Genomic DNA, 4,898 nt, shown 5'->3' with positions numbered 1-4,898 from the left:
AGACAGAGTGTACCGTTCCCTGGAGTTGTTCGTTACCCCGGGAGGGGTGAAGTGAGATCAATTATGGGCGACGACGCCGATCGAACTCCGAGCCGAGAGGAGAACAGCCGGTCAGGACTGACACCAACACAACGGCTTGGGACAGCAAATCCACGCCTCTTGGACGCGTGCATCGTCATGATCCACGATCTCGAGACGCTCCAGGAGTGTGTCGCCTACGAAAACCAACACGAGCAACGCGTTCCAATCCTCGAAATGCTTGCCCGGCGTGCCGAAGAACTGCGTGAAGAAGACGAGTCGTGAGTGATCCCACAGCCTATCCCGACGATTATAGCAAGTCGGCTGGGTTTCGTTGCCTTGTGCAACAGCGGGCGAGAACCGGCAACGATGTTGCACAAGGCCCTAGCAACCGGCACCGCCCGGTGGTGTCGTTCACTCCCTCAAGAGGGGTAGAGGGTTGACAGATGAGCGATCGACCAGAGATCACGATCCAGCACCAAGCCGCGTTCACCAACGATGGTGAGCTCGAACTGTCCGACGAAAGCGTCGAGACCTCCCTTGAGGATTTCGGCGCCGACGTCAGCCATCGCGACCAAGAGACGTGTCTCGATCGCCCCGCCGCCAGCCAGTTCGGTATCGACGACCGCGTCGAAGTGCGCCAGTCAGAGGCCGACGACACTGACCAGTCATCACTGTTCGCGGATACGGCCGATGATCAACAGACGGTCACAGGCGAGGACGCCAGCGCGCAGTTCCTCTTCGATGGCTGACCACAAACCTTCACGGGCGAACGCGAGAACACGCGTCCTCGCGCTAGCCGCAACGACCCCGGATCCGCCAACCAGTGAGGAGTACGCACACGGCGATCCGTGTCCTCGCTGCGAGGCGGCATTGTTAGCAGGTCGATTCAACGGCGAGGACGACTCGTATCTCGAGTGCGAGCGGTGCTTGTACTGTCCAGGTCAGACCACCACAAGTTCGTAACCAACCGCGTGGTGGTGTTGATCCACCTCACAGAGGGATGGAAGGTTCCACAAATGGTAGATCAACCAGACGAAACGCCAGCACAGTCTAATTTACTGCTCGTTGATTAGTCATTTATCGTAGATAAAAGCTGAAATCGAGTGTGAAGACTTCTACATTACCGTCGCATTTTTAGCATACACATTTGAATATCTATCTATGACATAAACTTTATTATTTAGAAACGATCGGCGTTCACTCACCGATCATTCAGGATAGGATTAAGGAATGAGGACAGTGATTCCGACGGTAACAAGTCCGAAAATTGCAATTCGTGGACCAGAAATATACCATTTTTGATGAGTGACTAGTCCGACCCACATGCCGAAGCCACAGAGGAGAGATTCACCGACCAAGACGGCACTCACTGTAGCCAACATGTCGGAAAGGAGAACGTCCTGCAAGACAAAGGGCAACAGTGTTATCCCTATTCCGAGCACCGGACTCAGTCCTGCAATCATTTGAGAGTATCTTATATCATCGTTTTCGATCCATTGTTCAGCAGGATTATTATCAATGGTCTCATCGAATGATTCTATCGCGCTGATCTCGTGTACGCTGACAACCCTGGCGATCGCTAATCCGGCGGCGACACCAAATCCAACTTTTATAACCGGCAGTCCGACTGTTCTATCCACAAAATACATGCTGACAGCCAGGCTCATTCCAGCCATCGTCCCGCCGAGAACACCACTAATCAGAAACTGGCACATCCCATTTCTGAAGTGTGTTTCCCATACAGCAACCATATTCTGAACCGGTTGCGAAGAAAGCCACTTCATATTATCCTACTAACCATTTTTGCATCCATGATTGATTGGTGTGGCGACGGACTGTCATGACAGTACAGTCTGCTTCGGCCTGAATATCGGCAGTTGTCGACCCGAAGACGAACTGCTTGAGCCGTCCCTTCGTGGGTGCTCCGATTATCGTCATGTCGTAATATATTGATTGTTCAATAATCTCGGTAGCAACATCATCCGCTTCAAGAAGCCACGTATCATAATTCTCGTTTCCGTCTACTCGATCAACGGCTGTCTCCAGATACTGGTGTGCCTCTTCACGCTGATCGTTCGACGCATCTGTTTCAATGACATGTAGAAATTCGATCCACGCGTCGTGATATGCGGCAAGAACGCAGGCGACATCGACGGCCCGACCAGAGTGCGGTCCACCGGCGACCGGAACTAAGATTGAGGCTACGTCACCGTAATCCGATGCTTGATTGCCCACTACGATGTCACAATTGGTGTACACGCCAACCCGTTCAGCAAGCGGAGCACGGAAGGGCCAGTACGACAATCGGCCGCTGAATTCTAATTCTTCCATAACGAGTGTCGGAATGATATGATCGTTGGCTCCGGTGACGAGAATGGCCTCGTATGTATGGCCGATGCGGGTGACCCCGTCTACTGCTGATTCCGTCTCGGGCACCGCGGCAAGCGCGTTGGCAAGTTGCTCTCGATGCTCCTTGAGTAGTGCATCGGTCAGTTCGAGTGGTGTTTGGTCCGCGACTTTCACAGTTTTCATAAGCAGTACCTCCATCGAGGTTGCCTCCGCGAGCCCAACTGCAGTGTCGAGTACACTCCGTGGTGGGAGCGCGTCGAACACCGGGACTAGCACCGCCGGATCTGAGCCAGGATCCTCCATATCAGAGGTAATCTCTGATTTGTCAGTGTGCTGCGGACTGCCGATGCTCATACGCGCCAATAAGTTAGGGGAGAGAATAAATACCGGGGTTTAATTTCTCCTCACAAACTGAATTGGGTACACTAGTTCTCTTCCACCATTCAAGTCAAATCCCGATCAAATATGCTAAGTACCTGGTCGGACGCCTATACCGATATTCTTTGTTATCACATGACCTGGAATCTTTTCAGTTCTTATGACTGTTTTACAGTTTTCGAGTTACATTGACCGATCAGCTGCCGATTTGGGGGGAAAGTCAGAGATTTGTGGATACTGGTTCAACGGTGATGATATATGGTTTCGCTCACCGCTGGAATCGTCTTGACGTTGCTTGCCTGGCTTGGGCTCATGATCACCGTTATACACGGCAAGTAGGTGACCGAGAAGATTGTGTCGGCGAGTACGGAAAGGAGCGTTCAGACAGCGGACTAATTCAAACACGGACGATATATCGGACGGGCAAGATGATGGGGCCTGAGCGATTGGGGTGAGTTCCGTGGTTATGATGAAGAGACGGATCTTGAGCGAGATCTGTCACTGTTCGACATCACGATGTGTTAGTTTAGGAAATCCCGCAATGAGTGACCGAGGGTCGCAAGACCGAGAGCGAGTAGGGTGGAGTAGTTTACTGCGAATTGTGTGTATCTACGTGCTCTTGCCCCTGGTCGTATTCTTTGGAGGAAAACGCTTCTATCGTGTCAGGAGAGACGCCACCAGACGAGAAGACCCGGACCACGTCCCCGGGTTGTAGCTGTGTTGGGCCGCGGGGAGTAATCACATCTCCGTCACGTTCCGTCATCAATATATTATCCTCCTCGTTGAGCAGGCCGTGATCATTCGCTTCGGCAAGTGTATACTCAGTAATCGGAGCATCGTGGGAGACCGTGAGTTCAACGACTTCGGCGCCACCGCGTAAGCTAAGAAAGTCGGTGAGGGCTGACGTTGATGGTGTCTCCTCTGGCCCGAACGGCTGATAGGGGACGTGATGCTCGTGATGAAGAAGTTCTTCATGTTCGATTTCCATCCCGAGGTTCGATAACTCCTGTGCGATGCGCGCCAAATCGTCAGTGTCGGTTCCGACAGCTTTGATGTGCAAATCGCCGCGGCCCGTCAACACTTCGCGTACGTTCACGACACCTGGAATCTGCAGCGCCTGCTTTGCGAGTTTTCGTCGATCAGCCGTATTTGTTGTACATATAAACAAATCAATGAGATGGTCGCCGGTTTGTTCATAGTCGATAGCAGCATGGTAGCCTCTGATGATGCCATTGTTCTCTAGCCGGTTGATCCGATTGCGGATCGTGGCATCTGTCACGTCGAACTCATCAGCAATATCGGGGGCAGAGGTGTACCGAGCGTTTTCAGTCAGTCGATAAATAACGCGTTCATCAATTTTATCGATTCGGTAGCCCATGTATCTTCTTCGGTTGCCGGAGAGAAGTAAACTTCGGGATATATCACAAGGAAAAAGCCCCAGTCCTTATCGACTCTATTGAAACATGTTGCGGATGAAGCAGTCAATGCGACCTTGGAGTGGCGTCCCGATGAGGTTTAATGTCCGTACGAATTGGTAGGTTCGGATGGACTGTTCAAATCCTGCGTCGAGAGTTCCCAAATCCTTGCTAGCCAGGGGTTGAGTAGTGACCAAAGGTACTCCATCTGATTGAGGTGGACGCCGTCATCGGTAACGAGTTCTTCGATATGATGGATCATTTCTTTCTGCTCGTAGACGAGTAGCGTACACAATCCATCGTTCGAAACCCTAACAAACGGGTATTGAGGTAAATTGGTACTGTCTATTTGAGGAGCATTGATCAGCAAATTACCGATATTTCCTCTACTTTGAGACATCGTCCTGGTAGTTTGTACCTGGTGCCGTTATCATGAGATAAGCTTACCGTAAATCGACATTAGATAATTTTTTTTAACTAAATAATGACTCCGGGTGTCAAATGGACATTGATCGACAACAACCAGAGCATCAGATTGGATCGATATGCGGCTTTCATCTAATGTTTATTACAGGGTAAGAATGTATTGGGTAGAGTTCGAACCAGTATCAGTCGATCACATCGGGTTAGAGTAAGTGTCTGCTTGGAGAGTGCGTGCAACAAACCCAAGCAGACAACGAGGTAGAGGAAGAGCACCTGCTTAATTTTGTCGTCAACAGCCTTGGAGACGAGCTC

At 51.0% G+C, this 4,898-nt stretch carries 5 protein-coding genes; 2 read left to right on the top strand and 3 right to left on the bottom strand.

Features of this window, described 5'->3' with window-relative positions; genetic code table 11:
• Together DVH23_RS22940 and DVH23_RS22935 are read left to right on the top strand one after the other, a co-directional pair.
• The coding region (locus DVH23_RS22940) for a hypothetical protein (protein ID WP_342764207.1) at positions 1–303 on the top strand (303 nt) is incomplete at its 5' end.
• A gap of 161 nt (positions 304–464) precedes the next feature.
• Entirely contained in the window at positions 465–770 is a 306-nt protein-coding gene (locus tag DVH23_RS22935; protein ID WP_114579659.1) for a hypothetical protein, read from the top strand.
• A 474-nt stretch (positions 771–1,244) separates the two neighbouring features.
• Here DVH23_RS22935 and DVH23_RS22930 read toward each other — a convergent pair whose 3' ends face one another.
• The 3 genes from DVH23_RS22930 to DVH23_RS22920 all read right to left on the bottom strand — a co-directional run bounded on the left by DVH23_RS22930 (position 1,245) and on the right by DVH23_RS22920 (position 4,126).
• Positions 1,245–1,805, bottom strand: coding sequence for a hypothetical protein (locus DVH23_RS22930; protein ID WP_157972594.1), 561 nt, complete (start codon positions 1,803–1,805; stop codon positions 1,245–1,247).
• A 1-nt stretch (position 1,806) separates the two neighbouring features.
• On the bottom strand, positions 1,807–2,724 hold the full coding sequence (locus DVH23_RS22925) for a universal stress protein (protein WP_114579657.1): 918 nt from the start codon (positions 2,722–2,724) through the stop codon (positions 1,807–1,809).
• Positions 2,725–3,337: 613 nt separating this feature from the next.
• Complete coding sequence (locus DVH23_RS22920) at positions 3,338–4,126, bottom strand: Lrp/AsnC family transcriptional regulator (RefSeq protein WP_114579656.1); 789 nt, start codon at positions 4,124–4,126, stop codon at positions 3,338–3,340.
• Between the last annotated feature and the right edge of the window lie 772 nt (positions 4,127–4,898).

This window comes from Saliphagus sp. LR7 (assembly GCF_003344565.1).
GTDB lineage: Archaea > Halobacteriota > Halobacteria > Halobacteriales > Natrialbaceae > Saliphagus > Saliphagus infecundisoli.
The sequence above is the reverse complement of the archived record's forward strand: the minus strand, read 5'-3'. Positions and strand labels throughout refer to the sequence as shown.

Bases quoted from the DNA above. Each gene is read 5' to 3' on its own strand.
- DVH23_RS22935 (WP_114579659.1), top strand. From the start codon at position 465: ATGAGCGATCGACCAGAGATCACGATCCAGCACCAAGCCGCGTTCACC.
- DVH23_RS22930 (WP_157972594.1), bottom strand. From the start codon at position 1,805: ATGAAGTGGCTTTCTTCGCAACCGGTTCAGAATATGGTTGCTGTATGG.
- DVH23_RS22925 (WP_114579657.1), bottom strand. From the start codon at position 2,724: ATGAGCATCGGCAGTCCGCAGCACACTGACAAATCAGAGATTACCTCT.
- DVH23_RS22920 (WP_114579656.1), bottom strand. From the start codon at position 4,126: ATGGGCTACCGAATCGATAAAATTGATGAACGCGTTATTTATCGACTG.